The sequence below is a fragment of the Bradyrhizobium sp. S3.2.6 genome, assembly GCF_040546885.1.
Classification (GTDB): domain Bacteria; phylum Pseudomonadota; class Alphaproteobacteria; order Rhizobiales; family Xanthobacteraceae; genus Bradyrhizobium; species Bradyrhizobium cytisi.
Genome location: NZ_JBEPOS010000016.1, coordinates 41,565 through 67,318 on the forward strand (window position 1 = coordinate 41,565; position 25,754 = coordinate 67,318).

Annotated in this window: 23 protein-coding genes; 11 read left to right on the forward strand and 12 right to left on the reverse strand. The window is 64.7% G+C overall.

Features of this window, described 5'->3' with window-relative positions; all coding sequences use genetic code 11:
• Window positions 1-9: 9 nt before the first annotated feature.
• Window positions 10-1,578: a GMC family oxidoreductase gene (locus ABID58_RS24935; RefSeq protein ID WP_354035366.1), complete on the forward strand. Its 1,569-nt coding sequence runs from the start codon at window positions 10-12 to the stop codon at window positions 1,576-1,578.
• A gap of 116 nt (window positions 1,579-1,694) precedes the next feature.
• On the forward strand, window positions 1,695-4,211 hold the full coding sequence (gene bamA / locus ABID58_RS24940; RefSeq protein ID WP_354035368.1) for an outer membrane protein assembly factor BamA: 2,517 nt from the start codon (window positions 1,695-1,697) through the stop codon (window positions 4,209-4,211).
• Here the strand turns inward: bamA and ABID58_RS24945 are convergent.
• The 6 genes from ABID58_RS24945 to ABID58_RS24970 all read right to left on the reverse strand — a co-directional run bounded on the left by ABID58_RS24945 (window position 4,208) and on the right by ABID58_RS24970 (window position 10,193).
• Window positions 4,208-5,440 carry a Zn-dependent hydrolase gene (locus tag ABID58_RS24945; RefSeq protein WP_354035370.1) on the reverse strand — a complete coding sequence of 411 codons (1,233 nt, stop codon included), beginning with the start codon at window positions 5,438-5,440 and terminating at the stop codon, window positions 4,208-4,210. The genes bamA and ABID58_RS24945 overlap by 4 nt on opposite strands.
• A complete protein-coding gene (locus ABID58_RS24950; protein ID WP_354035371.1) occupies window positions 5,433-6,218 on the reverse strand; it encodes an ABC transporter ATP-binding protein in 786 nt (261 codons plus the stop codon). Before ABID58_RS24950 ends, ABID58_RS24945 begins: the two co-directional genes overlap by 8 nt.
• Window positions 6,215-6,988, reverse strand: coding sequence for an ABC transporter permease (locus ABID58_RS24955; RefSeq protein WP_354035492.1), 774 nt, complete (start codon window positions 6,986-6,988; stop codon window positions 6,215-6,217). The genes ABID58_RS24950 and ABID58_RS24955 overlap by 4 nt, the downstream gene beginning before the upstream one ends.
• Before the next feature lie 70 nt (window positions 6,989-7,058).
• Entirely contained in the window at window positions 7,059-8,003 is a 945-nt protein-coding gene (locus tag ABID58_RS24960) for an ABC transporter substrate-binding protein (protein ID WP_148756008.1), read from the reverse strand.
• Window positions 8,004-8,109: 106 nt separating this feature from the next.
• The gene (gene hutC / locus ABID58_RS24965) at window positions 8,110-8,838 is read right to left on the reverse strand and encodes a histidine utilization transcriptional repressor HutC (RefSeq protein ID WP_148756009.1); all 729 of its coding nucleotides are present in this window, start codon (window positions 8,836-8,838) and stop codon (window positions 8,110-8,112) included.
• Window positions 8,835-10,193 (reverse strand): formimidoylglutamate deiminase, encoded by a 1,359-nt coding sequence (locus tag ABID58_RS24970; RefSeq protein WP_354035373.1) that lies wholly within the window; start codon window positions 10,191-10,193, stop codon window positions 8,835-8,837. The genes hutC and ABID58_RS24970 overlap by 4 nt, the downstream gene beginning before the upstream one ends.
• A gap of 98 nt (window positions 10,194-10,291) precedes the next feature.
• On the opposite strand from ABID58_RS24970, the gene hutI reads away from it, so the two are divergent.
• Genes hutI through hutU form a run of 3 tightly spaced genes read left to right on the forward strand, consistent with a single transcriptional unit; the run spans window position 10,292 to window position 14,758 of the window.
• Window positions 10,292-11,506, forward strand: a complete 1,215-nt coding sequence (hutI, locus tag ABID58_RS24975; protein ID WP_354035375.1) for an imidazolonepropionase — start codon at window positions 10,292-10,294, stop codon at window positions 11,504-11,506.
• Window positions 11,503-13,062: a histidine ammonia-lyase gene (gene hutH / locus ABID58_RS24980; protein ID WP_354035376.1), complete on the forward strand. Its 1,560-nt coding sequence runs from the start codon at window positions 11,503-11,505 to the stop codon at window positions 13,060-13,062. The genes hutI and hutH overlap by 4 nt, the downstream gene beginning before the upstream one ends.
• Window positions 13,063-13,087: 25 nt before the next feature.
• Window positions 13,088-14,758: a urocanate hydratase gene (gene hutU / locus ABID58_RS24985; RefSeq protein WP_354035378.1), complete on the forward strand. Its 1,671-nt coding sequence runs from the start codon at window positions 13,088-13,090 to the stop codon at window positions 14,756-14,758.
• Between the two features lie 9 nt (window positions 14,759-14,767).
• On the opposite strand, the gene blaBJP is transcribed toward hutU, so the two are convergent.
• Together blaBJP and ABID58_RS24995 are read right to left on the reverse strand one after the other, a co-directional pair.
• Window positions 14,768-15,658, reverse strand: a complete 891-nt coding sequence (blaBJP, locus tag ABID58_RS24990) for a BJP family subclass B3 metallo-beta-lactamase (protein ID WP_354035380.1) — start codon at window positions 15,656-15,658, stop codon at window positions 14,768-14,770.
• A 68-nt stretch (window positions 15,659-15,726) separates the two neighbouring features.
• Window positions 15,727-15,873 (reverse strand): hypothetical protein, encoded by a 147-nt coding sequence (locus tag ABID58_RS24995; protein ID WP_354035381.1) that lies wholly within the window; start codon window positions 15,871-15,873, stop codon window positions 15,727-15,729.
• A gap of 50 nt (window positions 15,874-15,923) precedes the next feature.
• On the opposite strand from ABID58_RS24995, the gene ABID58_RS25000 reads away from it, so the two are divergent.
• A complete protein-coding gene (locus ABID58_RS25000; protein WP_354035383.1) occupies window positions 15,924-17,240 on the forward strand; it encodes an alpha/beta hydrolase in 1,317 nt (438 codons plus the stop codon).
• Window positions 17,241-17,255: 15 nt separating this feature from the next.
• Here the strand turns inward: ABID58_RS25000 and ABID58_RS25005 are convergent, their stop codons facing one another.
• The gene (locus tag ABID58_RS25005; RefSeq protein WP_354035384.1) at window positions 17,256-18,110 is read right to left on the reverse strand and encodes a hypothetical protein; all 855 of its coding nucleotides are present in this window, start codon (window positions 18,108-18,110) and stop codon (window positions 17,256-17,258) included.
• Between the two features lie 163 nt (window positions 18,111-18,273).
• Window positions 18,274-18,546: a hypothetical protein gene (locus tag ABID58_RS25010; protein ID WP_354035386.1), complete on the reverse strand. Its 273-nt coding sequence runs from the start codon at window positions 18,544-18,546 to the stop codon at window positions 18,274-18,276.
• Between the two features lie 240 nt (window positions 18,547-18,786).
• Between ABID58_RS25010 and ABID58_RS25015 the strand changes: the two genes are divergently transcribed.
• Window positions 18,787-19,596, forward strand: a complete 810-nt coding sequence (locus ABID58_RS25015) for an ABC transporter substrate-binding protein (RefSeq protein WP_354035388.1) — start codon at window positions 18,787-18,789, stop codon at window positions 19,594-19,596.
• On the opposite strand, the gene ABID58_RS25020 is transcribed toward ABID58_RS25015, so the two are convergent.
• Window positions 19,570-20,268 (reverse strand): ABC transporter permease, encoded by a 699-nt coding sequence (locus ABID58_RS25020; RefSeq protein ID WP_148756019.1) that lies wholly within the window; start codon window positions 20,266-20,268, stop codon window positions 19,570-19,572. The two genes, ABID58_RS25015 and ABID58_RS25020, sit on opposite strands and share 27 nt — an antisense overlap.
• Before the next feature lie 896 nt (window positions 20,269-21,164).
• On the opposite strand from ABID58_RS25020, the gene ABID58_RS25025 reads away from it, so the two are divergent.
• From ABID58_RS25025 to ABID58_RS25040, 4 genes are all read left to right on the forward strand, one after another.
• A complete protein-coding gene (locus tag ABID58_RS25025; RefSeq protein WP_148756020.1) occupies window positions 21,165-22,016 on the forward strand; it encodes a 3-hydroxybutyryl-CoA dehydrogenase in 852 nt (283 codons plus the stop codon).
• A 136-nt stretch (window positions 22,017-22,152) separates the two neighbouring features.
• Entirely contained in the window at window positions 22,153-22,617 is a 465-nt protein-coding gene (locus ABID58_RS25030) for a group III truncated hemoglobin (protein WP_354035390.1), read from the forward strand.
• Between the two features lie 228 nt (window positions 22,618-22,845).
• Complete coding sequence (locus ABID58_RS25035; RefSeq protein WP_148756022.1) at window positions 22,846-23,499, forward strand: QcrA and Rieske domain-containing protein; 654 nt, start codon at window positions 22,846-22,848, stop codon at window positions 23,497-23,499.
• Window positions 23,500-23,639: 140 nt separating this feature from the next.
• Window positions 23,640-25,364: a methanol/ethanol family PQQ-dependent dehydrogenase gene (locus ABID58_RS25040; protein ID WP_354035391.1), complete on the forward strand. Its 1,725-nt coding sequence runs from the start codon at window positions 23,640-23,642 to the stop codon at window positions 25,362-25,364.
• Window positions 25,365-25,453: 89 nt separating this feature from the next.
• On the opposite strand, the gene ABID58_RS25045 is transcribed toward ABID58_RS25040, so the two are convergent.
• On the reverse strand, window positions 25,454-25,714 hold the full coding sequence (locus tag ABID58_RS25045) for a hypothetical protein (RefSeq protein WP_354035393.1): 261 nt from the start codon (window positions 25,712-25,714) through the stop codon (window positions 25,454-25,456).
• Window positions 25,715-25,754 lie beyond the last annotated feature (40 nt).

Consider the following 25,754-nt stretch of genomic DNA (forward strand, 5'->3'; position numbering starts at 1 on the left):
GCACAGGACGTGATTGAACAGGAATACGATACGATCATCATCGGCGGAGGTTCTGCTGGAGCGACGCTGGCTGCGCGCCTGACCGAAGATCCATCGCGTCGTGTGCTGCTGCTCGAGGCGGGGCAGGATCTCCGCACCGCGACCACGCCGGAACACATTCGCATCCCGAACCCCATGCGCGCCATCGGTGACGACGACTTCCGCTGGCCGAAGCTGTTGGCGCGACGCACCGAGCGGCAGCAGCCGCTGTTGCTCTGGCGTGGCCGCGCCATGGGCGGCAGCTCGACGATCAATGGCCAGATCGCAATCCGAGCCGTTCCCGACGACATCGACCGCTGGGCGGCTGCAGGCTGCACTGGCTGGTCGTGGGACCACCTTCTGCCCTATTTTTGCAAGCTCGAAACGGACAGGAATTTCCCCGACGCACGCTATCACGGCGATCGCGGTCCGATCCCGGTGTATCGCGCTCCGATCCCGGATTGGGGTAACGTCGACCGCGCTCTGCGCGCGTCGGCGCTTGGCCTTGGCTATGGCTGGTGCGAGGATCACAACGCGCCAACCGGCACCGGCGTCTCGCCCTACGCCATCAACAGCGAGGGCGGCTTACGAATCTCCACCAATGACGGCTATCTGGAGCCGGCGCGTGATCGCGCCAATCTCGACATCGTCGGTCACGCGCTGGTCGACACCATTACCTTCGAAGGCAACCGGCTGCACGCCAACGGCGTCCAGGTTCGCGTGAACGAACAATCCTACGCGCCCCGCGCGACGCGTGACGTTATCCTCTGCGCCGGCGCCATCCATTCGCCGGCCATCCTGCAGCGCTCCGGCATTGGGCCCGCCGCCCTGTTGGAGGGGCTCGGCATCCCCATCCGCGCGGACTTGCCGGTGGGCGAGAATTTGCTGGACCATCCGATCGTGAACGCGCTGCTGCATTTGCGCGAAGGCAGCCAGGCCAGCACGCTGATGCACCGGCACACCAATTGCTGCCTGCGCTACTCGTCCGGCCTCGCAGGCGCCGGCGACAACGACATGATCATGATCGCCGGCAATCTTGCGCGCTCGTCGCAATCGATGGCCGATGTCACGCTGGGACGGATCGCCGTTTCCGTCTATCAGGCTTTCAGCCAAGGTTACGTTCGCATCGTCACGACGGACCCCGAGGTCGATCCGGCGGTCGAGGAGCGCATGCTGTCCGACCCTCGCGATCTCCAACGCCTGCGCGACGGCGTCCGACGCCTGCGTGATATCTGCCTGCAGCCTGCGCTAACCGATATCGCTGACCGCGTCGACTATGGCGCCAGCGGACGCTCCATGGACGAGCCGTTCAGCGACGCCGAGTTGGATGATTGGCTGTTCGCCGAGTGCAGCGACGCGCAGCACGCCAGCGGCACCTGCAGAATGGGCGCACCGGACGATGCACGTTCAGTCGTCGATCACGAATGCCGGGTGATCGGATGCACGGGATTGCGCGTGATCGATGCCTCGATCATGCCGGAAGTGCCGCGCGCCAACACTCATTTGACCACGGTCGCCATCGCTGAGCGCATGGCAGATCGGTTGAAGGGCGTAATATAAGACGCACGTTGCGGCTCAATCAAACTTAATCCGCAGAAACAGTACAGCAATCTGAAAGCCACACCGCGGCCATAGCTTTCCCGTTTCAGAGCAGTCAGGTGCTCTTGAGGTGTGGAATGTCGTTTTTGCGGGCCTGGCTTGTCGCGGTGGTCGTGGGTGGCGTGTCGATTGCAGCCTCACTTCCGCTGGTGCTGTTGCCGCAGCCGGCCGCGGCGGCGCAGGCCACGGATACGATCGTGGTCGAAGGCAATCGCCGCGTCGAGGCCGAGACGGTTCGCTCCTACTTCAAGGCCGGCCCCAACGGGCAGTTCGACCAGGTGGCTCTCGACGACGGCCTCAAGGCGTTGATCGAGACCGGCCTGTTTCAGGATGTGAAGGTTATCAGGGCCGGCGGCCATATCGTGGTGTCGGTGGTGGAAAACGCCGTGATCGGCCGCATTGCGTTCGAGGGCAACAAGAAGATCAAGGACGAGCAGCTCTCGGCCGAAATCCAGTCCAAGCCGCGCGGGACTTTCTCGCGCGCGATGGTGCAGTCCGACACGCTGCGGATCGCCGAGATCTATCGCCGTTCGGGCCGCTACGACGTCCGCGTCACGCCAGAAATCATCGAGCAGCCGAGCAACCGCGTCGATCTCGTCTTCACGGTCGAGGAGGGCGCCAAGACCGGCGTCAAATCGATCGAGTTCATCGGCAACAGCGCCTTCTCGTCCTACCGCCTCAGGGACGTGATCAAGACGCACGAATCGAATCTGCTGAGCTTCCTCAGCAGCGGAGACATCTACGATCCGGACCGGGTCGAGGCCGACCGCGACCTGATCCGCCGCTTCTATCTCAAGAACGGCTTTGCGGACGCGCAGGTCGTGGCGGCGCTGACCGAATATGATCCGGACAAGAAGGGCTTCCTCGTCAGCTTCAAGATCGAGGAAGGCCAGCAATATCGCGTCGACACGGTCGACTTCCGCTCCAGCATCGCCAATTTCGACGCGACCACGCTGCGCAACTTCTCGCGCGTCAATGTCGGCTCGCTCTACAATGTCGAATCGGTAGAGAAGTCTACCGAGGAGATGCAGATCGAGGCCTCGCGCCGCGGCTACGCGTTCGCCGTGGTGCGGCCGAGCGGCGACCGCAATTTCGAATCACACACCGTCTCGGTGGTGTTCAACATCGACGAAGGGCCGCGCACCTATATCGAGCGCATCAGTCTGCGGGGCAATACCCGCACGCGCGACTACGTGATCCGTCGCGAGTTCGACCTCTCCGAGGGCGACGCCTACAACCGCGCCCTGGTCGACCGCGCCGAGCGCCGGTTGAAGAACCTCGACTATTTCAAGAGCGTCAAGATCACCACGGAGCCCGGCTCGTCCAGCGACCGTGTGATCCTGATCGTCGACATGGAGGAGAAGTCGACCGGCGACTTCTCGGTCTCGGGCGGCTACTCCACGACCGACGGCGCGCTTGCCGAAGTCTCGGTCTCCGAACGCAACCTGTTCGGCAAGGGGCTTTTCGGCAAGGCGTCGGTGACTTACGGCCAATATGCCCGCGGGGTATCGCTGTCGTTCGTCGAGCCGTATTTGCTCGACTACCGGATCGCGCTCGGATTCGACACCTACTGGCGTCAGCAATTGTCGAACAGCTATACGAGCTACGGGGTGACGACGCTGGGCTTCTCGCCGCGCCTGGGCTTCGCGTTGCGCGAGGACCTGTCGCTCCAGCTCCGCTACTCGCTCTATCAGCAGAGCATCACGCTCGCCAGCGCCTACAACAATTGCAATAACAACGCAGCCAACACATCGCGGGCCTTCAACCCGACGCCGGCCTACATCCAGAATGTCCTGGGCGGGGTTGATCCGACGAATTCCACGAGCTCGGGCCTCTACGGTTACGGTTGCTATGGCGATGGCGAAACCAGCCTGCCGGTCCGAAAAGAACTGGCGAGCGGCCCGACCTGGACCTCGGCGCTGGGCTACACGCTGACCTACAACACGCTCGACAACACCAAGAACCCGACCGACGGCCTGCTCGTTGACTTCAAGCAGGATTTTGCCGGCGTTGGTGGCGACGTCACCTATCTGAAGACAGCGCTGGACACCAAGTATTACACGCCGCTGGTCTCCGAGATCGTCAGTGTGATCCATCTTCAGGGTGGCGTCCTCAGCAAGATCGGCGACAACGATCTGCGCATGCTGGATCACTTCCAGATGGGCCCGAACCTTGTGCGCGGCTTCGCCTCCAACGGCATCGGTCCGCGCGACATCACCTATGCCAGCTACGGCGCCACGGGCGATGCGCTGGGCGGCACGAAGTACTGGGGCGCGTCCATGGAGCTGCAGATGCCGTTCTGGTTCCTGCCCAAGGAGGTCGGCCTGAAGGGCGCGGTCTATGCCGATGCCGGCTCGCTCTGGGGTTATCAGGGACCGACCTCGTGGACGGCCACCGGCGAGGTCAATACCAAGGCCTGCCCGACCTGTGGACTGCAATATGACGACAGCAGCATGGTGCGCTCGTCAGTCGGCGTCGGCCTGATCTGGGCTTCGCCGTTTGGACCGCTGCGCTTCGACTACGCCGTGCCGCTCACGAAGGGCAAATACGACGTGGTGCAGGAGTTCAGGTTCGGCGGCGGAACGTCGTTCTAGCCGGCCAAAATCCGCCGGCATGCATCAACAAACACCTGCGCGCCCATGACGATGTCGGCATCGGCGGTGTTCTCGGTCCAGTGGTGGCTGATGCCGCCGATCGAGGGCACGAACAGCATGCCTGCGGGCATGATAGCCGCGAGCATCTGCGCGTCGTGGCCGGCGCCGCTCGGCATGCGCACCGATCGTCCGTCCGCCACGGCCTTGCTCGCCGCCTCGATCGCATCCTGGAAGCGGGAGTCCATCATGGCAGGTGCGCCCAAGCGGATCCGCTCCACGGTCACGGTACAGGGGCCTTTGGCATTGGCCTCGTCCGCCAGCGTTCGCAGCAGCTCTTCGAGCCGCGCGATGACGGCCGGGTTGTCATCGCGGATCTGAAACAGCATTTCGGCACCGCCGGGAATGATGCTCGGCGCGCCCGGATCGAGCGTGATGCGGCCGGTAGTCCAGACCGTACGCGGTCCGCACGCAGCCGGGAAACGCTGGTCGACCGCCACGCAGAATTTAGCCAGCGCGAGGCCGGCATCCTTGCGCACGGCCATGCGCGTGGTGCCTGCGTGGTTCTGCTCACCGGTGAAATTGATGCGGTATTGCCAGATGCCGACGATGGAGGTCACGACGCCGATCGCGAGCCCGCCGCTCTCGAGCGTGTCGCCCTGCTCGATATGCGCCTCGAGATAACCGACGTGCCGTCCCGGCTCGGCAGCGATGCGCGCGCGTCCGGCAAGCCCCATGTCGGTCAGCGCGTCGCGCATGGTGCGGCCATTGGTGCGGTCCCGCGCGGCGTCGATCTCCGCCTCGGTCACCTGCCCGACATAGGAACGCGAGCCGAGGAAGCTGCCGAAATGACCTTCCTCGTCGCACCACGCAGCCACTTCGACCGCGCCTTTCACGGAGGGATCCGTGTTGAGCACGCGCGCCGCCTCGAGCGCATAGACGACGCCGAGCGGGCCATCGAGCCAGCCGGCATAGTTCTGGCTTTCCAGATGCGAGCCCGCCAGCAGCTTCGGTCCAGCCTTCGCGCTGGTGCCGAGGATATTGCCGATGCCGTCGATCGCACCAGTGAGGCCGGCTTCGGGCAGCTTCTGCACCAGCCAGTCCAGCGATTGCTTGTGCGGCTCGGAGAAGGTCGGCTTGTGCACGCCGGTCTTGTAGGCGCCCAGGCTACGCAGTGCATTGAGATCGGCGAGGACGCGCTCGCCATTGGCGCGTGGCTTGGTGTCAGGCATGTTCGGCAACCTTCAGCGCCTCGGTGCGGATCTCTTCGACCAGGCGTTCCTTGAGCTGGACGAATTCCGGCGTGGTCTTGATCTTGTAGGAGCGTGGATGCGGCAGGTCCACATTGATCTCGGCCTTGATCCGGCCGGGACGCGCACTCATGACGATGACGCGGCTGCCGAGGAAGATCGCCTCCTCGATGTCGTGGGTGACGAACAGCACCGTCTTCTGGTCGCGCTCCCAGATGCCCAGCAGCATTTCCTGCATCAGGGCGCGGGTCTGGTTGTCCAGTGCGCCGAAGGGCTCGTCGAGCAGCAGAATTTTTGGGTCGTTGGCAAGTGCGCGTGCGATCGCTGTGCGCTGCTGCATGCCGCCCGAAAGCTGCTTCGGCCAGTGGTTCTCGAAGCCGGACAGTCCGACCTGGCCGATGAAGGCGTCGGCGATCTTGTTGCGCTCCGCCTCGGACACGCCACGCTCGCGCAGGCCGAAGGCGATGTTCTCGCGCACGGTGAGCCAGGGAAACAGCGTGTAGGACTGGAACACCATGCCGCGATCGGCGCCGGGGCCGGTGACCTCGCGCCCGTCGAGCGTGACGCGCCCGCTGGTCGGACGGTCGAGGCCGGCGACGATGCGAAGCAGCGTGGACTTGCCGCAGCCCGAGGGACCGAGGATCGTGACGAAGTCGTTGTTGCCGATGATGAGGTCGGTCGGCTCCAGCGCTCTGGTCGGCGCGTTGCCGTGGCGTGCCGGGAAGATTCGCGAGACCTGCTCGATCTTCAGCGTGGTCATGCGAGCCTCCATGGAAACAGCCAGGCGTTGAACGCCTTGAACATGAAGTCCGAGAGGAGGCCGATCAGCCCGATCACGATGATGCCGAAGATGATCTGGCCGGTATTGAGAAGCGCCTGGCTGTCGGTGATCATGTGGCCAATGCCGGAGGACGAGCCGATCAGCTCGGCGACGATGACGTAGGTCCAGGCCCAGCCCAGCACCAGCCGCAGGATTTCCGCAATCTCAGGGGCGGAGGAGGGCAGCAGCACGCGGCGGATGATGCCGCGGTCGCTGGCGCCGAGCGTGTAGGCGGCTTCCACCAGATCGCGCCGCGTCGTGCCGACGGTGACTGCAATCATCAGGATGATTTGGAACACCGAGCCGATGAAGATGACCAGCAGCTTCTGCAGTTCGCCGATCCCGGCCCACAGGATTAACAGCGGGATGAACGCCGAGGCAGGCAGATAGCGCGCAAAGGAGACGAACGGTTCGAGGAAGGCCTCGATCGGCTTGTAGGCGCCCATGAGGACGCCGAGCGGCACTGCGATGATCGCGGCCAGCGCAAAGCCGCCGACGACGCGCCAGATCGTCATGCCGATGTCATACAGGAAGCCTTGCTTGGCCAGGAGGTCATAACCTTCCTGCACCATGGTCAGCGGATTGGCGAGGAAGGTCTTCGATACATGGCCGCCGAAAGTCGCCCAGGACCAGAGGGCGACGAACAGCACGAAGAACGCGAGGCCGTAGGCCACGCGCTGCTTCGATGTCACGGAATCCAGGGGACGCATCAACTATCTATCCGAATGGTCGATCAGGCTCCGGTCCCGCCTCGCGGCGGGACCGGCAGCTCGTTGAAGCTTACTTGATGAAGCTCGCGTCGTAGAGGTCTTCGACCTTCGGTGCGGCCTTGATGATGCCGATCTCGAGCAGAAGCTCGGCGGCATCCTTGTTGAAGGCGAGGAAGTCGCCCGCGAAGAACTTCTGGTTCGCGGCCTTGTCCTGCCAACGCAGGTACTTTGCCGAGTTGCCGAACGCCTCGCCGGTCTGCTTCACGTCGGCGCCCATGATCTCATAGGCCTTGGCCTGGTCCTTGGCGATCATCTCGAGCGATTCGAAATAACTGTCGGCCAGCGCCTGCGCTGCCTTCGGGTTCTCGGTAAGGAATTTCGGCGTGCAGCCGAACGTGTCCATCACGATCGGGTAGTCCAGCGTGGTCGCGATGATCTTGCCCTTGTCGGGTGCGGCGCGCACGGTCGACAGATACGGCTCGTAGGTCATCGCGGCGTCGTTCTGGCCGGAGACGAAGGCCTGCGCGGCCGCGGCCGGCTCGAGGTTCACGACGGTGACGTCCTTCACCGTGAGGCCGTTCTTCTTCAGCATCCAGGCCAGCGCGAAATAGGGCGAGGTCCCAGGCGCGGAAGCCGCAACCGTCTTGCCCTTCAGCTCCTTGATCGACGTGACGTCGTTGCGCACGGCCATGCCGTCGGCGCCAAAGCTCTTGTCGAGCTGGAAGATCTGCTTGGTCGCGACGCCGTTGGCGTTCCAGGAGATCCAGGTCTCGACCGTCGTCGCTGCGCACTGGACGTCGCCGGAGGCAATCGCGAGGTGGCGGTCCTTCTGCGGGATCTTCTTGATGGTGACGTCGAGGCCGTTCTTCTTGAAGATGCCGGCTTCCTTCGCCAGCGTCAGCGGCGCGAAGCCGGTCCATCCGGAGATGCCGACACCGACCTTGACGTCGTCGGCGAGCACGGGAGTGGCGGCCGTAAGCGCAATGATTGTCGCAAATACTTTCGAACTACGCATGATTGTCGTCCTCTTGCCGATCGATGGATTGACGTCCTGTTGATCTCTGTCGGTCTGTGGGGACCGTTGCCCGAAGCGTTGCACGATTTGTGCCGACATCGTTCTCTCAACCTCCCTTGAATCGGGCGACAAGGCGGTGAGAGTCACCGGGATAGAGCAGGCGCACCGCGGTGATGGTGCGCGCGCTACGCCAGGTATAGCGGTCGATCACCAGGCAGGGCGCGCCGACGGCGATGTCGAGCGCCTCCGCGGTGCGATCATCCGCGACAATGGCGCTGATCGTATGCTCGGCCTCTGTCCACGGGACATGATGAAGCAGCCACGAGCCCGGCGGCTCGCGCGAGAAATCCGCCGTTGCAGCATTCGGCACAGAGGCGAGATCGATCAGCCGGTCCTCGACCGCAAAGGGCACATTGTCGGCGCTGTGACGGCAGGCGATCGAGACCACCTTGCCGGCTTTCTTGACGCCAAGACGCTCGCGGTCGGCAGCGGTCGCGGCGCGCAGCTTGCGGCTGATCAACTCGTAGCCGTAACCGCGCCCGAGTGCGGTGATCTCGGCGCGGATGTCGGCAATCTTGAGCACCGCCGACTGGTGCTGCGGCCGCCGCACGAAAGAGCCGGCACGGCGGCGCCGCTCGATCAGGTCGGCCTGGGCCAGCTCCGACAGCGCCTTGTTCACCGTCATGCGCGAGCAGCCGTAACGTGCGACCAGCTCGTGCTCGAAGGGAATGCGATGGCCCGGCGGCCATTCGCCGGTCAGAATCCGCTTTTCGATATCGGCGCGGATCCGCTTGTAGAGCGTCGGCTTGTCGGCAGCATCAGTTGCGAGGCTCATGCGACGAGCCTCCGCACCGATGCGTTGAAGCGTTCGCGTGCGGACCGGCGCAATTGGTGCTGCCCGCCTTCAACGACCTTGTTGCCGCCGGCCCAGACGCAATCGATCGCGCCGTGGCCTGCCGCAAAGATCCAGCCGTCGATCACGGCGTCGCGCGTGCGTCCCGCCAGCGACGGATGCGCGGCGTCGAGCGTGACGATATCGGCACGCACGCCCGGCGCGAGGCCCGCAGCCGGCTGCGCCAGCGCCCGGGCCCCGCCCGCAAGGGCATCGTCGAACAGCGTGCGCCCCGTCGAACGGCCGACGCCGCCGGACAGCACGTTGCGCGCGCGATGCTTGAGCCGCTGGCCATATTCAAGCTGGCGCAGCTCTTCGGCGACGCCGACGAGCACGTTGGAATCGGTGCCGACACCAAACGCGCCGCCAGCGTCAAGAAATTCGCGTGCCGGAAAGATGCCGTCGCCGAGGCTCGCCTCGGTGACAGGGCAGAGACCTGCCACCGCGCCGGTCTTCGCGAATGCGCTGACTTCTACATCCGTCATGTGGGTCGCATGAATGAGGCACCAGCGTTGATCGACCGGGGCATGCTCAAGAAGCCATTGCACCGGGCGTCGTCCCGACCAGGCCAGGCAGTCCTCGACTTCCTTCACCTGCTCAGCGGCATGAATGTGTACCGGCCCGCCTTCGGCGAGTGGAATGATCGCCGCGAGCTCGTCCGGCGTCACCGCGCGCAGACTGTGCGGCGCGATCCCGATATTGGCGCCCGGCAATGCCGCAATGGCCTTGCGCGAGGCAGCCATCAGTGTGGCGAACTGATCGACCGAGCAGATGAAGCGGCGTTGACCATCGTGAGGCGCGGCGCCGCCGAAGGAGCCGTGCGCATAAAAACTCGGCAGCAGCGTCAGGCCGATGCTTGAGGCTTCAGCAGCCCCTGCAATGCGCGCGGCCATCTCGGCGGGATCGGCGTAGGGCGAGCCGTCGCGATCGTGATGCAAATAATGGAACTCGCCGACGCGGGTAAAACCCCGCTCCAGCATCTCGACATAAAGCAGTGTCGCGACAGCGGCAACATCGTCCGGCGTCATCGCTAGCGCAAAGCGATACATCGTCTCGCGCCAGGTCCAGAATGTATCGGCCGAGTCGCCGCGCAGCTCGGCAAGTCCCGCCATGCCACGCTGGAAAGCGTGGCTGTGCAGGCTCGCAAGTCCCGGAAGCGCGATGGCGTGGCGCTCGTCGCCCGCGGCCGGCGCTACGCCCGGCGTCACCTCCGCGATCGCGCCGGCGGCGATGACCACCTGCACGTCATTGGCCCAGCCCGAGGGCAGGAGCGCGGAGGCGAAATGCAGTCGGGACATGATGACACGCCGGCTGGACAGAACCGGCTTACGATTATATGTCTAGACATATAAGTCAAGCATCCCAGGGCGCAGGGACTTCGCGAAGGGACAGTGGCATGGCAGAGCGCTTCGACCGGATCTGGCACAACGCCCGGCTCGCCACGATGCGGCCCGACCGTCCCGATCTCGGCGAGATCGAGCATGGCCTGATCGCCATACGCGACGGCCACGTCGTCTATGCGGGCGCGGCCGCAAACTTTCCGGTGGATGCGGACGCCGTCCAGCGGATCGATTGCGAAGGGCGCTGGATCACGCCGGGCCTCGTCGACTGCCACACCCATCTCGTCTATGGCGGCAACCGCGCGCACGAGTTCGAGCTGCGCCTGAAGGGCGCGAGCTACGAGGAGATCGCGCGTGCCGGCGGCGGCATCGTCTCGACGGTGGCCGCGACGCGCAAGGCGAGCGAAGCCGAGCTGGTCGCGAGCGCGCTGTTGCGGCTCGATGCGCTGATCGGCGAGGGTGCCACCACGGTCGAAATCAAGTCCGGCTATGGGCTCGACACCGAGACCGAGATGCGCCAGCTCTCGGCCGCCCGCAGCCTCGGCCGTCAACGGAGGGCCTCGATCCGCACCTCGTTCCTCGGCGCGCACGCGCTGCCGGTGGAGGCCGACGGCGACAAGGATCGCTATATCGATCTCGTCTGCAACGAGATGCTGCCGACCATCGCAAAGGCGGGCCTTGCCGATGCCGTTGATGCGTTCACGGAAGGCATCGCGTTCTCGGCGGAGCAGACGGCACGGGTGTTCGAGGCGGCAAGGGCGCTTGGGCTGCCGGTCAAGCTCCATGCCGATCAGCTCTCGAACCTCGGCGGCGCTGCGCTCGCTGCAAAATTCTCCGCGCTCTCCGCCGATCATCTGGAGCATACCGACGAGGCCGGCGCTGCGGCGATGGCGAAGGCCGGAACGGTGGCCGTGCTGCTGCCCGGCGCCTTCTACTTCATCCGCGAGACGCAAAAGCCGCCGGTCGAAGCCTTTCGCAAGCATGGCGTTCCCATGGCGCTCGCGACCGACTGCAATCCCGGCAGCTCGCCACTGACCTCGCTGCTGCTCGCCATGAACATGGGTGCGACGCTGTTCCGGATGACGGTGGCCGAATGTCTCGCCGGTATCACCCGTGAAGGCGCGCGGGCACTCGGCGTGCTCGATGAGACCGGCACGCTTGAGGCCGGCAAATGGTGCGACCTCGCGATCTGGGACATCGAGCGTCCCGCCGAGCTCGTCTACCGCATCGGCTTCAATCCGCTGCACCGCCGGGTGTGGAGGGGCCAATGATGGAGCCGCGCGCAGCGATCGTCGTCAAGCCGGGAACGGTGAGCCTCCACGACCTCGCGCGCGTGCTGGCAGGTGCGCCCGTGATACTCGATGCCGCGTTCTGGCCGCGCGTCGAGGCGGCCGCGGAGATCGTTGCGAAGGCCGCGCAGGCCGCTGCTCCCGTCTATGGGATCAACACCGGCTTCGGGAAGCTGGCGTCGAAGCGGATTCCGCCGGACCAGACCGCGCTGCTTCAGCGCAACCTCATCGTCTCGCATTGCTGCGGTGTCGGCCCGGCGACGCCGGAGCCGATCGTGCGGTTGATGATAGCGCTGAAAATCGTCTCGCTCGGGCGCGGTGCCTCCGGCGTACGCCGCGAGGTCATCGAGCAGCTCCAGGCCATGCTGGCGCGGGGCGTGTATCCGCTGGTGCCACAGCAGGGCTCGGTCGGCGCCTCCGGCGATCTCGCGCCGCTTGCCCACATGACGGCGGTGATGATCGGCGACGGGCAGGCGATCGTCGACGGCAAGGCGGTGCCGGGCAGTGAGGCGCTCGCCGCGGCCGGCCTTGCGCCGTTGACGCTCGGCCCCAAGGAGGGCCTCGCGCTGATCAACGGCACGCAGTTCTCGACTGCCTATGCCATTGCCGGCGTGCTGCGCGCATTTGGCCTGCTGCGCGCCGCCCTTGTCACCGGCGCGCTGTCGGTCGATGCGGCGATGGCCTCGACGGCGCCGTTCCGTCCCGAGATCCAGGCGCTCCGCGGTCATCCCGGGCAGATCGCCGCGGCTGCGACCCTGACTGCGCTGCTCGACGGCAGCGATATCCGCCTGTCCCATCTCGAGGGCGACGAGCGCGTGCAGGATCCCTACTGCCTGCGCTGCCAGCCGCAGGTCGCGGGCGCCGCGCTCGACCTGATCACGCAGGCCGCGCGCACGCTGATCACCGAGGCCAACGCTGTCACCGACAATCCGCTGGTGCTGGTCGAGACCGGCGAGATCGTCTCCGGCGGCAATTTCCACGCGGAGCCGGTGGCCTTTGCCGCCGATACGATCGCGCTGGCGCTGTCGGAAATCGGCGCGATCAGCGAGCGGCGCATCGCGACGCTGGTTGACCCCGCGCTCAATTTTGGCCTGCCGCCGTTCCTCACCCCCGATCCCGGAATCAATTCCGGCTTCATGATCGCCGAGGTGACGGCCGCCGCACTCTACGCCGAGAACAAGCAGCGTGCGGCGGCCTGCTCGATCGACTCGACGCCGACCAGCGCCAACCAGGAAGACCACGTCTCCATGGCCGCCCATGCCGCGCGGCGGCTCTCCGACATGGCCGACAATCTCGCCGCGATTTTAGGCATCGAGCTTCTGGTCGCAGCCCAAGGCATCACGCTGCGCGCGCCGCATGCGACCAGCGCGCCGCTCGTCGCTGTCATCGCGGCGCTGCGTGAGCAAGTGCCCGCGCTCGGCGCCGACCGCTACATGGCCGGCGATCTCGCCAAGGCCGCCGCGCTGATTGAAACCGCCGCGCTGCCGGCCGCGGCGCTCACGGCGCTTCCAATCGATCCGTTCCCAAAACTTGACTGAACAAGACTCGTCTGAAGAGGTCTTCATGAACCGCCGACTGGACAATGACCGCACCATCCGCGCCCCTCGCGGCAGCGACATCAGCGCCAAGAGCTGGCAGACGGAAGCACCGCTCCGTATGCTGATGAACAATCTCGATCCTGATGTCGCGGAGCGCCCGAGCGAGCTCGTCGTCTATGGCGGCATCGGCCGCGCCGCGCGCGACTGGGAGAGCTTTGACCGGATCGTCGCGTCGTTGCGCACGCTGGAAGCCGACCAGACGCTGCTGGTTCAGTCCGGCAAGCCGGTTGGCGTGTTCCGCACCCATGCCGATGCCCCGCGCGTGCTGATCGCGAACTCCAACATCGTGCCGCATTGGGCGACGCTCGATCATTTCAACGAGCTCGATCGCCTGGGCCTGATGATGTACGGCCAGATGACCGCGGGCTCCTGGATCTATATCGGCAGCCAGGGCATCGTGCAGGGCACCTACGAGACCTTTGTCGAGGTCGGCCGTCGTCATTATGGCGGCAGCCTTGCCGGCAAATGGATTCTCACCGCCGGTCTCGGCGGCATGGGCGGCGCGCAGCCGCTGGCGGCGACCATGGCCGGCGCTTCGATGCTTGCGGTCGAATGCCAGCCGAGCCGCATCGAGATGCGCCTGCGTACCGGCTATCTCGATCGTCAGGCCGCAACGCTCGACGAAGCGCTGGCGATCATGGCGGAGGCCGCGAAGACGAAGAAGGCGGTCTCGGTCGGCCTGCTCGGCAATGCCGCGGAGATTTTTCCGGAGCTGGTGCGTCGCGGCGTCAAGCCCGACATCGTCACCGACCAGACCAGCGCGCATGATCCGATCAACGGCTACTTGCCGAAGGGCTGGTCGCTGGCCGATTGGGAAGCCAGGCGGGCGTCCGATCCGAAGTCGGTGGAGCGTGCGTCGAAGACATCGATGGTCGAGCACGTTCAGGCCATGCTGGATTTCCACGCGCTGGGAATCCCGACGCTCGACTACGGCAACAACATCCGCCAGATGGCGCAGGATATGGGTCTCAAGAACGCCTTCGACTTCCCCGGCTTCGTGCCCGCCTATATCCGTCCCCTGTTCTGCCGCGGCGTTGGGCCGTTCCGCTGGGCCGCGCTCTCGGGCGATCCCGAGGACATCTTCAGGACCGACGCCAAGGTCAAGGAGCTGATGCCCGACGACAAGCATCTGCACAATTGGCTCGACATGGCCAGGGAGCGCATCAAGTTCCAGGGCCTGCCGGCGCGGATCTGCTGGGTTGGCCTCGGCGATCGTCATCGCCTCGGCCTTGCCTTCAACGAGATGGTCGCGCGCGGCGAGTTGAAGGCGCCGATCGTGATCGGCCGCGACCATCTCGACAGCGGCTCGGTGGCAAGCCCGAACCGCGAAACCGAGGCGATGAAGGACGGATCGGATGCCGTGTCCGACTGGCCCTTGCTCAACGCGCTATTGAATTGCGCCAGCGGTGCGACCTGGGTCTCGCTGCATCACGGCGGCGGCGTCGGCATCGGCTATTCGCAGCACGCCGGCATGGTGATCGTCGCCGACGGCACGCCGGAGGCCGCCAAGCGCATCGCGCGCGTGCTCTGGAACGATCCGGCCAGCGGCGTCATGCGCCATGCGGATGCGGGGTACGACATCGCGATCGACTGCGCCCGTGACAAGGGGCTAGAGCTGCCGAGCCTGACGAAGTAGCGGCAGCCTTCACTTCGCCAGTTGAAGCGCGGCCGTCTGCTTGGCGAGCTGCTTGTCGAAATCCTCCGACAGGCCTGTGGCGTAGGTCGCGAGCTCTCCGGGCTTGACGAACGGATTTGGCGTCTGGCTCTTGATCTGCTGCGCGCGCTTGTCCTGCATGCCGTAGACCTCGGGATGCGGCCCGAGCAGCACGTCGATCTTCATCGCCTTGGCCTTGGCGAAGGTCGCGCGGTAGTCGTCGACGATGCCGGGATAGGTCGGCTGGCCGACCAGCCGGTTCAGCGCCACGGTGCCGCTGCAGAAGAACAGCACCCGGCGGTCCTGGTCGCCGTCCTTCACCGTCATCTCCCAGCTGGTGCAGCCCGGCGAATGGCCGGGTGTCTCATGCGCCGTCAGCGTGGTGTCGCCGAGCGTCACCTTGTCGCCTTCCTTCACCGTGCGATCGACCTTCACCGGGGCAAATCCGAGGTCCGCGTTCTTCTCGTCGCCCGGATAGTAGCCGCCTTCGAGCAGCGGCTTGTCGCGTTCGCCCGCGACAAGCTGCGCGCCGCTGTCCTTCTTGATCTCGGCAAAGCCGCCGGTGTGATCGAGATGGGCGTGGCTGTTGAGGATGTATTTGATGTCGGCGACCTTGAAGCCGAGCTTGGCGATGTGGTCCTTGATCATGCCGGTCGACTGCGGCATCGCGGTGTCAATCAGGATCAGGCCCTGCGACGTCTTGATGACATAGACGGCGATGCCGTCGGTGCCGACATAATAGATGTTGTCGATGAGCTGGAATGGCTCGAACGGCGCTGTCCACTTCACCATGACCGCCGCCAGGAAGTCCTTGATGGTCTGGGCCTGCGCGGCAGGTGCGAAGAATGCCAGCGCGCACAGCGCGGCCGCGAGCTTTCTCATGGATTGTCCTCCCGGTTGTTGTTGTCGTTGCGACCGCAGGTGACGCCCGCGGATCGACCAGGCGCACGCTAAATGCTGCGCGGTGGGGCAGCAACGGCCTGATGCTCGAAAAATTCTGCGTCATGCGCGGAATAACGGTCGCTGTCCGGTTTGAGCATGGCGGCGATTGCTGCACTGCGCCGATCGCGTTTGACCGCGTGCGGGCCGGCCGCCATACTTTGCCTCAAGACGAGCCAGCAAGGACTCGTCAGCACCGGGAGCTGAAATGACCAAATCATTGTTCGTCCTGACGGGGGCGCTGATGTCCCTCGTCTGCTTGGCTTCGACAGCCTTCGCGCAGCCGGCCTGCGTGACCCAGAACATGGCCGTGCCGCCGGGCGCCAACACCACCGACAAGGCGGCGCCGTTCTTCATCGACACCACCGGCCTCGATTTCAAGACCACGCCGCCGACGCGCGATCCCTCCAATCCCAACTATCCGCGTGCGACCGAGCTGCCCGACGGCACGCTGCCGCCACCGGGTGCGGAAGGCAATTTCATCATTGGCCCCACCCACAATCCCGCGCCCGAGACCATCGCGAAGGAGGGCGTGCCGCGCGGCACGACAAAATCATTCACGCTCTCGTCGAAGGACAGCACGATCTACAATCCCGGCCTGATCCGCGACGACGTCGCCGGCTGCACCAATTCCTCGATCATGACGACCGTGACCGCGCCGGACGACAAGTCGAACATGATCGTCACCACCAGCCATCCCGGCATCTGGTCGCGCACGATCGACGTCTATGTGCCGGCGCAATACGTACCCGGTACCGAGGCGCCCTTCATCGTGATCGGCGACGGCGGCTCTGCCGCCTACAAGGATCTCCCGGCCACACTCGACAATCTGATCGCGCAGCGCCGCGTGCCGCCGATGATCGCGATCCAGATCGGCAATGGCGGGCAGGATGCGCAGGGCAGCCAGCGCGGCCGTGAATATGACGCGGTGTCGGGGGCCTACGCGCAGTTCGTCGAGCGCGAGGTGCTGCCGCTCGTCGAGCAGAACGCCGGCGTCAAGCTCACCAGGAACCCCGAAGGACGCGCCACCATGGGGCTGAGCTCGAGCGGCGTGGCAGCCTTCACCATGGCCTGGTTCTATCCCGATCTCTATCATCGCGTGCTGGCGTTCTCGCCGACCATGGTCAACCAGCAATGGCCGCATGATCCGTCACTGCGTGGCGGCGCCTGGGAATATCACAGCGCGTGGACGGGACCGGCGGGCCCGAACCTGATCTCGAAGGCGGGCGTGCTGACGCCGGCCGAACCGCCTGGCGTGCCGCTGATCGTCGCCGCGCCGACCAAGCCGATCCGCTTCTGGTATTTCGGCGGCGACCAGGACCTGTTCTATCCCAACCCAACCATTCCCGACGGCATGCACGACTGGACCTTGTCGAACGCCGTGATGGCGAAGGTGCTGGCGGCGAAGGGTTACCACTACCAGTTCCTGTTCGTGCGCAATGCCAAGCACGTCGATCGTCCGACGATCGCGCAAACGCTGCCTTCGGCGCTGGAGTGGGTCTGGAAGGGCTATCCGATCCCTTGAGTCATCGCAGAAGGATCAGGCGAGGGCGGCCTGACGTTCCCGCACCGCCTCGCGGGTGCGATCGGCGCCACGCGGCTCGGCGAGCCGGGTGAAGCTGCGCTGGCCGGCATGCACGGGGGCCTCGACAATCACGCCTTCGCAGACGATCTGGCCGCCGAGCATCCTGAATTCGAGCTTGTCGTAGCGCGGCATCGTCTCGCCGGGCTCTGGCGGCAGCAGTCCGATGCGCCCCTGGATGTTCAGCGTGGCATCGCCGGTGCCGTGAAGCCGCGGATTCCACATCCTGATCCCGGTCCCGGCCCAACGTTGCCGGATCAGCGCGGCGCGATCGGCGGGCTCCACGGCCATTGCACGAGCCTTCGGCGCGTCGGCGATCGTCTCCTCTGCGACAACGGCTGCGACGGGCGTCTCATCGACGGCAACCGGTTCGGGCTCCACGGAAGCGACGGATGCGGGTTCGTCTTCCGTGACGAGCTCGGAGGGCTCGACCGAAACCGTCTCCGTCGCGACAGGCGCGATGAAGACCAGCTCCTCAAGGACCGGCTCGACATTGGCCGGAAGTTCCGCAGATGCCTCGCTGATGATTAGGGGCTCAGGCGCCTCGATGGCTTCGACTTCGACAGTCGAGACCGGGACCTCTTCGACGACGTCGGGTTCAACATCCGTCGAGTGTTCCGCAGGCGGATCACTGCTGATGACTTCGGGCGCGTCGACCGTCCCGCTCGCAACACCAACCGAAGAGATCGAAGCTTCTTCCTCGATGACCGACTCTTCATCCGCAGCGCTATGCACCACCTCGAGACTGCCGCTGTGCGGCAGAGGCCGTAGCCGGTTGAACGCCCATTTCACCGCAGGAATGCGGCTCAGCAACGATATCAGTCTCGAAAGCACTGGGAGTTGTCCAAGAGATACTCAGGCCGTAGGCAATCGCTGATTCGCCAGCAATGTGAAAAACTGCCCCGGCCGTCACACCCCTGTCAATCTAGGCGGGACCAATTGCAGAACATCTGCACAGTCTCGCGCGCCGCGGCGTTCATTCGAAATGCATCGATGCGAGTGGATCTTGGTTGCGATCGGGCTGGTGCGTTGGCGCAAGCGGGATGGCCGCGCGCTCGGTCTTGCGGATGTGTGGATGTGCGAGGGCGTGCTTGCGGACGAGCGCCATGGTGAGCGCTTCGCATTCCGCCTGTTCGCCGCGCCACGCGCAGTCGATGCTTGATGACTGTTCCGGCCAGGCCCGCGCCGGGCCGGCGATCGCAAGCGACAAAATGATCCGCAAGGCGGCGACGATGCTTGTCTTTGTCATGGGACGCTCCAAACCGTTCTATCGAATGGATCGGGCGAAACGGACGATATTCCGCGCTACCACATCATCGTGCGGCAGCTCACGCGAGGTTCAACGGCCGTGAGGCAGGCGTGAAGGCGTTCCCTTCGCGAACCGGTCCGGCGCGCGATCTGCTCGACCTGCCGACGACGCCGAACGTCGGGCTTTCCTACGTCATCCTTCCCGACTAATTTGAAAGTCCATGGGCGTAAGGACGACGCAATGAAAAAGCTTGCCGCCATCGCAGCGGTTCTGGTCTGGTCGACATGTGCACTGGCGCAAGACCGCAGCATTACCGTGGCCTCGACGACATCGACGGAGCAGTCGGGGCTGTTCGGCTATTTGCTGCCGCTGTTCTCGACGGCCGAAGGCATCGAGGTCAAGGTCGTGGCCGTGGGCACCGGCCAGGCGCTGGACATCGGCCGGCGCGGCGATGCTGATGTGGTGTTCGTCCATGACAGGCCCGCCGAAGACAAGTTTATGTCCGAGGGGCAGGGCGTGAAGCGTTTTGACGTCATGTACAACGATTTCATCATCGTCGGCCCAAGGAGCGATCCCGCAGAAATCGCCGGTGGCAAGGACGTCGCTGAGGCCCTGCGTAAAATCGCGGCGTCAAAGGCGCCGTTCATTTCGCGCGGCGACAAGTCCGGCACGCATGCGGCCGAGCTGAGATTGTGGAAGGAGGCCGGCGTCGATGTCGCGATCGGCAAGGACGGCTGGTACCGCGAGATCGGCCACGGCATGGGCCCGGCACTCAACATGGCGTCGTCGTCGAGCGCCTACCTTCTGTCGGACCGCGGCACCTGGCTGTCGTTCAAGAACCGCGGCGAGCTTGCGATCCTGACCGAGGGCGACAAGCGGCTGTTCAATCAGTACGGCGTCATGCTGGTCAATCCGGAAAAGCATCCGAACGTGAAGGCGATGGACGGGCAAGCCTTCATCGACTGGCTAATCTCGCCCAAGGGGCAGGACGCGATCGCCGGCTACAAGGTCGGCGGCGAGCAGCTATTTTTCCCCAATGCGTCCCACTAGCAGAAAGGCGAGTGTCGAGACCGCCACGCTGAGCGCGAGCAGGATCAGCCCGAGCCCGAGTGCCAGCGGCAGGTCGCCCTTGCTGGTCTCCAGCGCGATCGCGGTGGTCATCGTGCGGGTAAAGCCACGAATGTTGCCGCCAACAATGATGATGGCGCCCACTTCGGCGATGGCGCGTCCGAACGCCGCGAGAAAGGCTGTCAGCAGCGAGGTCCGGCCGAGTGCGAACAGCAGGCCGATGCTGCGCAGCGTCGATAGTCCGTCGATCCGCGCAAGGTCGCCATATTCCGCCCACAGCAGGCTCGCCGGCCGGTGCACCAGCGCGACCACGATCGGGGTCGCCAGCAGCGTCTGTGCGATCACCATGGCCGCCGGCGTGAACAGCAGGCCGGCGGCGCCGAGCGGACCGGATCGCGACAGCAGAAGATAGAGCGCCAGTCCGACCACGACCGGCGGCAGGCCAAGCAGCGCATTGGTCAGCACGATGACGACCTGCCGCCCGCGGAAGCGGGTGATCGCAAGAAAGGCCCCGAACGGCGCGCCGATCAGCAGTGCGACGATGCTGGCCGTCAGGCTGACGCGCACCGAGAGGGCGACAATGCCGACCAGCTCGGGATCGGCTTCGCCAATCAGCGTGAAGGCAGCAACGACGGATCGTGCGAAGTCGTTCATCCGGCCTGACGCCCCGGTGCAGGGCCGAATGTCCTGGAATGGTCGATGTCGTGGCTGCGAAGTTGCTTCACACTTGGTCCCTGCCGTTCGTGCCGACAGGTTAGAGAATACAAGGTCTCCTCCGACGGGCAAAACACTCTGCCAACAGCGAGCTCCCGATTGTCAAGCCAGTATCACGAAAATATACCGCTTTACCGAAATTCGGAATTGGCGTATGTATCGTTCCAGCTTACCCGGCACGAGGGACGGATCGCGAGTCGTCCGGTACGTGGGTGAGTTGCGGTGGACGCGGGCGCGCGTCGGCACGCAGGGGTCGGGAGCAGGGCGAGCGGAGGATTGAGCCGAACCTCGTGAGCACTCGGCCGCGTGTGACGAACGGCGCGTGCTGCGTACGGCAAAACCGTGTGGTCCTGACTGTCGTCGCTACAGTCAAGCCTTGCGGAAGGCGGCAGCGGGCCAACCGGCTCCTCGTCGCCATCTTTTCGCAAGGCGACGGAGGCCAAAGGAATTCGGCTCCGGGGAGGGCACGGCATAAGCCGTCAAACCACTCGCGCAGGGAAGGTCGGGATGTCTCGGCTGCCCTGTACGCCGCTGTGCAGTTCTCCACTGCGCTACCCGCGCACAGCGGACCGCGGGTGCCAGCCGGCGCCCGGCCTTCCCTGCGCCCTCGGCAATCCCGGGGGCGAAAACGAGCCGCAAAACTCGGGCCAAAACGGTCGCGAGACCGCGAAATCATGCCCTTCGCGAGCGGAAAGGCGACTTTATTCTCGCCACGGATGCTTTAAGGAAGAGCCTGGATGCGGCGCAGCACTTTGGCGGCCGCGGATCGAAATTCGGGTCAAACCGGGCACGCCGTAGTCGATTGCGGGCTCGCTCAACGAGAAGGACGTCAGGCTATGATCAATACCGTTGGCATCATCGGAGCAGGCACCATGGGCAACGGCATCGCCCAGATCTGCGCCGCGGCCGGGCTTTCGGTCGTGATGGTCGACATCTCCGATGCGGCAGTGAACCGCGGCATTTCGACCGTCGGCGGCAGCCTCGAGCGCCTGGTCAAGAAGGAGAAAATGTCGGCGGCCGATCGCGAGGCGACGCTCAAGCGTATCACCGGCACGACCGATCGCGCAAAACTCTCCGATTGCGATCTCGTCATCGAGGCCGCGACCGAGAACGAGGAGCTCAAGGTCAAGATCCTGAAGGACCTCTGCGCCGCGCTGTCGCCGCGCACGCTGCTTGCGACCAACACCTCGTCGATCTCGATCACCAAGCTTGCCGCCGCCACCGATCGCCCCGACCGCTTCATTGGCATGCACTTCTTCAACCCGGTTCCGGTGATGGCGCTGCTGGAGCTGATCCGCGGCTTGCAGACCTCGGACGACACCCACGCTCAGGCGCTTGATTTCGCCCAGCGCGTCGGCAAGGTGGCGATCACGGCCAAGAACAGCCCTGGCTTCGCGGTCAACCGCATCCTGTGCCCGATGATCAACGAGGCAATCTTCGCGCTCCAGGAGGGCATCGCAACGGCGGAGGAAATCGACGCCGGCATGAAGCTCGGCTGCAACCACCCGATCGGGCCGCTGGCACTGGCCGATCTGGTCGGGCTCGACACCATGCTGTCAGTGATGGAGGTCTTTTATAAGGGCTTCAACGACCCTAAATACCGTCCGGCCCCCTTACTCAAGGAAATGGTCGATGCCGGCCATCTCGGCCGCAAGACCGGGCAGGGCTTTTACACTTACGGCGCCTGATTTGGCGCGGGCGGCGGGCTTAGCGCCCGTCGCTCACTCCCGCAATTTGCGCTGCGACAAAGACGCCGCGTGCAATTGGCCCGACAATGTCGAACGGGCGGCTCGCGGGAACAACAAAAAACGGAAAACAAAGGACATGTCGGATCGACTGAAGGCCGAGCGGGAAGCTGCGGCCGAACGGCGGAACCTGCTGACCCTGAATGCGATCGAGCGCACCGGGATCACCGAGGAGATGATCGGGGAACTCGTCACCCGTTTCTACGGCCGCGTCCGCGAGGACACGCTGCTCGGACCGGTGTTCGCAATCGTGCAGAATTGGGACGAGCATCTCGAGAAGCTCAAGGGGTTCTGGTCGTCGGTGGTGCTGATGAGCGGCCGCTACCATGGCTCGCCGATGCGGGCGCATATGCCGCTGAGCCTGGTCGGCGATCATTTCGACCGCTGGCTCGATTTGTTCGAACAAACCGCGCGCGAAGTCTGCCCGCCGCCGGCGGCTGCGCTGTTCATCGACAAGGCGCGTCGCATCGCCGACAGTTTTGAAATGGCGTCGGCCACCATCGCCGGCCGCATCGCGTCGCCGCGTCACGTGCTCAGGTCCTGAACACGACTGGTTGCGTCGCGCTGTTAAAAGCGCGTTGCACCAATTCCAACATGATCAGTCTGATCTGCAAAATGATCATGCCGATCGCGCGGCATGACGTTGAAATGGCAAAAACCCGTTTGAATGCGTTCAATCGCGTTCAATCAAAGCGAGCAAAGCCATATTGATGCATTGCGGCGCCAATTCTTCGCCTTCATTTCGGCAGAGTTCCAGCGCCTGCTACCGTGCATGTCGCGCGCATCATTCAATATCACTTTATCATCCCCCGGCAGCACTGCGGAACCCGAAGCCGATGTGAGCGCGGAGCAAACGCGGCGAACATTGCTGCTCGGTGCACTCGCCACCACCGCCTGTCTCGGCTGTTCCGCGCCAGCGCGTGCGGGCGAAGATCCGCCCGGCTCCGACGAACGTCCGCAGAAGGGCGACATGCTCGTGTTCTCCGAAGGCGATCACGAAGGAAAGCTCATCAAACCGGCTGATCTGACGGCTGGCGGCCCGCCGGTGCATGCCTGGCCGCAGGATCCCAAGACATCGGTGGTGCGCAATGCCTCGCGGCTCAACGAAATCCTGATCATCCGGCTCGATGCTGCCGAGCTCGACGAGCAAACGCGCGCGCGTGCCGTCGACGGCATCATCGCCTATTCGGCGATCTGCTCCCACGCCGGCTGTCCCGTCACCGCCTGGGTCAAGAGCGATGTCGGCGACAAGGAGGTGTTCAAATGCATGTGCCACAACTCCGAATACGATCCCCGCGCCAGCGCGCAGGTGGTGTTCGGGCCGGCGCCGCGGCGGCTCGCCGCGCTGCCGCTTGCGCTCGCTGACGGTTCGCTCAGCGTCGCGGGTGGATTCATCGGAAAGGTAGGTGGCGCGCAGCCGGGATGATGGACGTGCGGGTCGTGCCCGCGTCACAAGAGGCCGCATCCGCCGAGGGGCGGACGTCGGGACGAACGACAAGAATTCAAAACAAGAATTCAAACGGATGAAAAAGGGGAACGTCCATGAAAACGTCGAAGAAAACGTCCATGACCAGGAAGCAAATACTGCTGTCCGGCTTCGTCGCCTTCACGTGCCTTGTCTCGACCGCTGCAATCGCCGGACCGATCGAGAGCTACGCGCCCGTCACCCAGCAACGCCTCGAGAATCCGGAGCCAGGCAACTGGATGCTCTATCGGCGCACCTATGACGGGCAGGGCTATAGCCCGCTCGACCAGATCAACACCTCCAACGTTAGGGATCTCACGCCGGTCTGGACGTTTGCCACCGGCGTGGTCGAAGGCCATGAGGCGCCGCCGATCGTCAACAATGGCGTGATGTTCGTGGCAACGCCGATGGGGCAGGTGATCGCGCTGAACGCGAAAACCGGCGATGAATACTGGCGCTACAAGCGGCAGCTCCCGGACGATCTGTTCCAGCTGCATCCGACCAGCCGCGGCGTTGGCCTGTGGGAGGACAAGCTCTATCTCGCCACCACCGACGACCACGTCGTCGCGCTCGATGCCAAGACCGGCAAGGTGGTGTGGGACACCAAGGTGCAGGATTACAAGAAGGGTCAATACATGACCCTGATGCCGCTGGTCGTCGATGGCAAGGTCATCGTCGGCGGCTCCGGCGGCGAGTTCGGCGTGCGCGGCTATGTCGCCGCCTTCGACGCCAAGGACGGCAAGGAGCTGTGGCGGACCTTCACCATTCCCGGCGAAGGCGAGCCCGGCCACGACACATGGCAGGGCGACGACTGGAAGAATGGCGGCGGCTCGGCCTGGATGACCGGGACCTACGACAAGGAGACCAAGACGGTCTATTGGGGCGTCGGCAACGCCGCGCCGTGGCCCGGCGAGATGCATCCCGGCGACAATCTCTACACCTCGTCGGTGCTTGCGCTCGATCCCGGCAACGGCAAGATCAAGACCTATCACCAGTACCACCAGAACGATTCCTGGGACTGGGACGAGGTCGATGCGCCGATGCTGATCGACCTGCAGCGTGACGGCCGCAGCATCAAGAGCCTGGTTCATCCGGGCCGCGACGCAATCTTCTGGGTGCTCGAGCGCACACCGACCAAGATCAACTACGTTGCCGGCTGGCCGTTCGTCTCGACCGACGTCTGGAAGGGCATCGACGAGAACGGCAAGCCGATCCTCGATCCCGCGCACAAGCCGGTGGTCGGCAAGCGCGTCGAGTTCTGTCCGTCACTGTGGGGCGGCAAGGACTGGCCGTCGGCGGCCTACAGCCAGAAGACCGGCCTCGTCTACGTGCCCGCCAACGAGAATTTCTGCGGCGGCTTCACCGGCGAGAAGATCGCGCTCAAGCTAGGGGAGCTCTGGCTCGGCACCAAGCCGGAGGATATCGGCCTGAAGACCAAGCCGGGCGCCGATCATTTCGGCGAGATCCAGGCCTGGGATCCCGCGACCGGCAAGAAGGTGTGGCAGCACAACTTCCCGAAATCGCAGATGTTCGGTTCGGTCACGGCAACCGCGGGCGATCTCGTCTTCGCCGGCGGCACCAACGACCGCAACTTCCGCGCCTTCAACGCCAAGACCGGCGAGCAGTTGTGGGAGCAGAAGACCAACTCCGGCATCATGGGCATGCCGATGTCCTATGAGATCGACGGCACGCAATACATCGCGATCCAGTCGGGCTGGGGCGTGGACGCGCAGCGCATCCAGGACGCGCTCGCGACCAACAATATCGGCATCGAGTCCAACGTGCCGCAAGGCGGCGTGATCTGGGTGTTCGCACTGAAGAAATAAGCTCCGCAGGCGGATCGAAGACGGCGGAGCGAGTGGGGGCAAATGCGGCGGACGGCAACGTCCGCCGCATTTTGCGTGTGTGAACGTCGCTACTTCCCCTGGCGATCCACCTTGTCCTTCTCCTTCTGGTTCATCTCCTGAACCTTCGGATCGGCGCTGCTTTGCCCCGTTGTCTGGGTGGTCGAGGCGGGCGGCGCGCTGGCGTTGGGAAGCGAGTTTTGCTCCGGCGCGGTGGGGTGCGTCGCCGTGCTCGGCGGCGTGGCGGTGCTCTGGGCGAACGCGGCTGCATTCGTCAAAAGAAAGGCGCTCGACAGCAGCGAGACTGCGAGCGCCCTTGGAATGTCTGTCATCGATCTGCTCCAGTCAGATCGATGGAAACGGCGCGAGGCC

Coding starts and splice junctions, on each gene's coding strand:
- bamA (WP_354035368.1), top strand. CDS start 1,695: ATGTCGTTTTTGCGGGCCTGGCTTGTCGCGGTGGTCGTGGGTGGCGTG.
- ABID58_RS24945 (WP_354035370.1), bottom strand. CDS start 5,440: ATGCCTGACACCAAGCCACGCGCCAATGGCGAGCGCGTCCTCGCCGAT.
- ABID58_RS24950 (WP_354035371.1), bottom strand. CDS start 6,218: ATGACCACGCTGAAGATCGAGCAGGTCTCGCGAATCTTCCCGGCACGC.
- ABID58_RS24955 (WP_354035492.1), bottom strand. CDS start 6,988: ATGCGTCCCCTGGATTCCGTGACATCGAAGCAGCGCGTGGCCTACGGC.
- ABID58_RS24960 (WP_148756008.1), bottom strand. CDS start 8,003: ATGCGTAGTTCGAAAGTATTTGCGACAATCATTGCGCTTACGGCCGCC.
- hutC (WP_148756009.1), bottom strand. CDS start 8,838: ATGAGCCTCGCAACTGATGCTGCCGACAAGCCGACGCTCTACAAGCGG.
- ABID58_RS24970 (WP_354035373.1), bottom strand. CDS start 10,193: ATGTCCCGACTGCATTTCGCCTCCGCGCTCCTGCCCTCGGGCTGGGCC.
- hutI (WP_354035375.1), top strand. CDS start 10,292: ATGGCAGAGCGCTTCGACCGGATCTGGCACAACGCCCGGCTCGCCACG.
- hutH (WP_354035376.1), top strand. CDS start 11,503: ATGATGGAGCCGCGCGCAGCGATCGTCGTCAAGCCGGGAACGGTGAGC.
- hutU (WP_354035378.1), top strand. CDS start 13,088: ATGAACCGCCGACTGGACAATGACCGCACCATCCGCGCCCCTCGCGGC.
- blaBJP (WP_354035380.1), bottom strand. CDS start 15,658: ATGAGAAAGCTCGCGGCCGCGCTGTGCGCGCTGGCATTCTTCGCACCT.
- ABID58_RS24995 (WP_354035381.1), bottom strand. CDS start 15,873: ATGGCGGCCGGCCCGCACGCGGTCAAACGCGATCGGCGCAGTGCAGCA.
- ABID58_RS25000 (WP_354035383.1), top strand. CDS start 15,924: ATGACCAAATCATTGTTCGTCCTGACGGGGGCGCTGATGTCCCTCGTC.
- ABID58_RS25010 (WP_354035386.1), bottom strand. CDS start 18,546: ATGACAAAGACAAGCATCGTCGCCGCCTTGCGGATCATTTTGTCGCTT.
- ABID58_RS25015 (WP_354035388.1), top strand. CDS start 18,787: ATGAAAAAGCTTGCCGCCATCGCAGCGGTTCTGGTCTGGTCGACATGT.
- ABID58_RS25020 (WP_148756019.1), bottom strand. CDS start 20,268: ATGAACGACTTCGCACGATCCGTCGTTGCTGCCTTCACGCTGATTGGC.
- ABID58_RS25025 (WP_148756020.1), top strand. CDS start 21,165: ATGATCAATACCGTTGGCATCATCGGAGCAGGCACCATGGGCAACGGC.
- ABID58_RS25030 (WP_354035390.1), top strand. CDS start 22,153: ATGTCGGATCGACTGAAGGCCGAGCGGGAAGCTGCGGCCGAACGGCGG.
- ABID58_RS25035 (WP_148756022.1), top strand. CDS start 22,846: ATGTCGCGCGCATCATTCAATATCACTTTATCATCCCCCGGCAGCACT.
- ABID58_RS25040 (WP_354035391.1), top strand. CDS start 23,640: ATGACCAGGAAGCAAATACTGCTGTCCGGCTTCGTCGCCTTCACGTGC.
- ABID58_RS25045 (WP_354035393.1), bottom strand. CDS start 25,714: ATGACAGACATTCCAAGGGCGCTCGCAGTCTCGCTGCTGTCGAGCGCC.